This window comes from Escherichia sp. E2661 (assembly GCF_004745185.1).
Classification (GTDB): domain Bacteria; phylum Pseudomonadota; class Gammaproteobacteria; order Enterobacterales; family Enterobacteriaceae; genus Escherichia.
The window spans coordinates 1-583 of the sequence record NZ_PDIG01000077.1; the positions used below are offsets into that span (position 1 = coordinate 1).

1 pseudogene is annotated in these 583 nt (G+C 52.1%); it reads right to left on the reverse strand.

Annotated elements, in window-relative coordinates:
- Positions 1 to 583: pseudogene (locus CRI63_RS23720) on the reverse strand (sodium:solute symporter family protein); the annotation flags it as partial.

Here is a 583-nt window from a genome sequence, read left to right on the forward strand (position 1 = left end):
CCAGAAGCGACCGAGAATCGAGCAGATAAACAGCCCGGACATCAGCATCGAAATCATTTTGGTAATGTAGCTGATGATGTCATTAGAGGTCAGAGCAAAGACCAGCGCCAGGCCAATAACAAAGGTCAGCATCCAGCGTGAGTAAGTGATTGCCTTGTTCTCCGGCGGCATTTTGCCGGTAATCATGGTGTAGACATCGCGCATCATAATCGCCACCGCTGCGATGGCATCGGAGCTGGCAGAAGACATGGTGGCAGAAAGCCCGGCAATCAGTACCACCAGGCCAAGCAATGGCGGCAGAAAACTGGTGGCGAACAAGAAGGCATAGTTACTGTTTCCAGATTCGGGTTCATGGTGAACGCCGCCATGCCGATAATGGCAGGCAGAATCGAGAAGAACAGATACAACACGCCAGTAATAACAAACGAACGGCGTACAGAGGGAACATCTTTACCCGAGTAAATACGCTGGCGATAAGACGGTGTGGCCAGTACACCAACGCCAATAACCAGCGCCAGCGAAAGCGCAGGTAACACGCCCATCTGCCCCATTTCGCGATAACCCTCAACACTCTTTGCGTCCA